At 39.1% G+C, this 2,729-nt stretch carries 3 protein-coding genes; 1 reads left to right on the top strand and 2 read right to left on the bottom strand.

The genetic code is table 11. The features are described 5' to 3' along the window. Positions 1–291, top strand: a 291-nt coding sequence (locus QZZ35_RS10845; protein ID WP_291237417.1) for a substrate-binding domain-containing protein, incomplete at its 5' end; no start/stop codon positions are given. 84 nt (positions 292–375) lie between these two features. Here QZZ35_RS10845 and QZZ35_RS10850 read toward each other — a convergent pair. Together QZZ35_RS10850 and QZZ35_RS10855 are read right to left on the bottom strand one after the other, a co-directional pair. Continuing rightward, positions 376–1,524 carry a YibE/F family protein gene (locus QZZ35_RS10850; protein ID WP_291237418.1) on the bottom strand — a complete coding sequence of 383 codons (1,149 nt, stop codon included), beginning with the start codon at positions 1,522–1,524 and terminating at the stop codon, positions 376–378. Between the two features lie 2 nt (positions 1,525–1,526). Next, positions 1,527–2,729, bottom strand: a 1,203-nt coding sequence (locus QZZ35_RS10855; RefSeq protein WP_291237419.1) for an alkaline phosphatase, incomplete at its 5' end; no start/stop codon positions are given.

A 2,729-nucleotide genomic window follows, 5' to 3' on the forward strand; every position in this document is an offset into this window, starting at 1 on the left:
GGCACAAAACCGGTAGACTGCTATTTTGCCGACAATGATCTCATTGCCGCCGGTGTCATGAAGGCTTTAAAAGAATTCGGATATAAAATTCCTAACGATGTAGGTATCGTAGGCTTTGATAATACTTCCATATGTACATATATCGAACCGAAACTCACTGCGATCAATGTTCCGATCCGTTATATGGCCGAACTTGCAGTCAACCGTCTGATCGATGTGATACATACCAAGCACTACCGTCCAATAAAAGTTGAAGTCAACACAAACCTTGTTATAAGAGACAGCGTTTAATACGTTGAATCTAGATGTTCATTATCTAAAAAAGACAGGTTCCTAAGTCGCAAGGAACCTGTCTCCAAATAATTGACCACTCAGTCAATTATTATGCAACATATTTTTATTTTTTGCCAGCAAAACGCCTGCTGTAATAGCTGTAAACGGTGCAACTGTAATGAGACCAAAGCTGCCAACAACTGTATCCAAAATTTCTGATGCCACATATTTGTAATTTAAAATATGGTCAATCGGAGTTCCCTGTGCCATAAATACCATAAGTAATGAAATATATCCTCCGGAATAGGCCAGAAGAAGTGTCGTGGTCATTGTTCCCATCGCAGCTTTTCCCACATTCATTCCAGATTTAATCGCCTGCACAGATGAGATATCCGGTCTTTTTTCAACAACTTCGTAAATCGCAGAAGTAATATCCACGGACAAATCCATCATTGCTCCGGAAGCCCCTACAAATATACTGCTCATAAATATTGATGTCAGATCAAGATGCTGATATCCGCTATAAAGAAGTGATTCTGCATTCGGCATAATCGCGCCGTGAATTTTAAATAAATCTGTGAAAAGAATTCCTAATATACATGTCGTTGCAATTCCTAATAAAGCTCCTGACGAAGCTGCAATCGTTCGTTTATCCACTCCGTACACAAAAAATATTATAATTCCCGTCAAAAGAGCAGTAATCACAATGCCTACCCACACCGGTGAGTACCCCTTTAAATATAACGGTACCATGATTTTCCATATCATTAAGATTGTAATGCAAAAAGACAGTATGGCCTGAAACCCGTTTCTTCCCGCAAAAGCAACTAAAAATACTGCAAAAACCGCCAGCAGAATCATCTCTTTATCTAAGCGATAATGATCTGACATAATTGCTGATTTAATAACATCGCCGTCACAGCTTATAGTTACTAATGCCCGGTCCCCTATTTTATAAATCTTATCCTTCTCCAGAGAACCACCTAAAAAGTTCACGCCTTCGATTTTCTCTCCCTTAAAAATTCCGTTCTGTACGAGGAGAATACATTTTTGCTCACCCGACTGGACAAGCCCGGATGTTTTTATCATAGAATTATCTACTTCAATCACCTTACCTGTCGCCCGTTCAGTCCCCTGGTAAATAAGAGCATCCTCATAGCCTGTTGGAATGACCATGAGGATTGCAATCAGAAAAATTCCAAATATCGTTGTGAGCAGAGTATTTTTCTTTTTTGAAAATATCAGATTCATCTTTATTTTACGTTTAAAAGTTCTGCCATGGTGTTATAAATATCTGTGTTATCATAATATCCGTCAAATTTTTCTGCACCTGCGCCCTGTACAAGAACCTCTACAGGAAGACCTGTATGCGCATAGGATCCAAAATTGATGCCGCTTTTGTTATTTAAAATATGAGTGATGGTCACGGTCAGTGGTTCATAACTTCCATATTTGATATACTCTTCCTGTCCGAATTCTTCTTCCTCACCGGTACGTGCCATCGTTGTCTCATATGCAGACTTAAGCTGTTCATACTCATATTCCGTCATAACAAGTGCACCTTTATCCTCTGATTCCGGATGCAGATCCGCACTGTCTTTCTGCTGAGTATCTTCATTCACACCATTTGGTATCTGAAGGCCAAACAGCTCTGTAATATCTTTCATCACTGTATCAAAATCTGTCTTATTTTCCTTATATTGCTTCACATAATCTTCATCATATTTAGCATAAGAAATCTTCTGATTTTCAAAATTTTTAAGAAATGTGTCATAGTCTGTTCCCGCAAAACCAATCGTTAATCCACCGGTTTCATGGTCTCCGGTCACAATGATCAATGTCTCATCCGGATGTTCATTGTAAAATTCTACCGCTTTTTCCACTGCATTATCTAAGGCAACTGTATCTGTAATGGTTGAAGCAGCATCATTTGCATGACATGCCCAGTCAATTTTTCCACCTTCGACCATCATAAAGAAACCATTGTCATTATCAAGAACCTCAATTCCCTTCTCGACATAATCGGCCAGTGCCCATTCACCTTCCTGACGATCAATTTCATAAGCCATAGCATCACTGTCTGCAAGATGTTCATCAATGATAATTGCTTTTCCATCCTCTGAAGTCAGTTTTTCTGCCTCAGCCTGCGTTTTAATAACATTATATCCAGCCTTTTCAGCCAGAACATAAAGATCTTCCTTATCGCCTTCACTTCCTGTTGTCTTTTTCAGACCACCTCCGGCAAAATAATCAAATCCGCTGTCAATCAATTCGAGACCGATTTCATAATAATTATTTCTTGATTCCTGATGTGCATAAAAGGCTGCAGGTGTGGCATGATTTAAATTAACCGATGAAACCACTCCAATCTTATAATTCTGCTGTTCCTTTAATTTCTCAGCAATCGTTTCGTATTTCTCCTGGAAATCTTCACTCACATTGATGCTTCCGCTCCA

Origin of the sequence: Frisingicoccus sp. (assembly GCA_016298055.1) — a bacterium.
Lineage (GTDB): Bacteria > Bacillota > Clostridia > Lachnospirales > Lachnospiraceae > Frisingicoccus.

Coding starts and splice junctions, on each gene's coding strand:
- QZZ35_RS10850 (WP_291237418.1), bottom strand. CDS start 1,524: ATGAATCTGATATTTTCAAAAAAGAAAAATACTCTGCTCACAACGATA.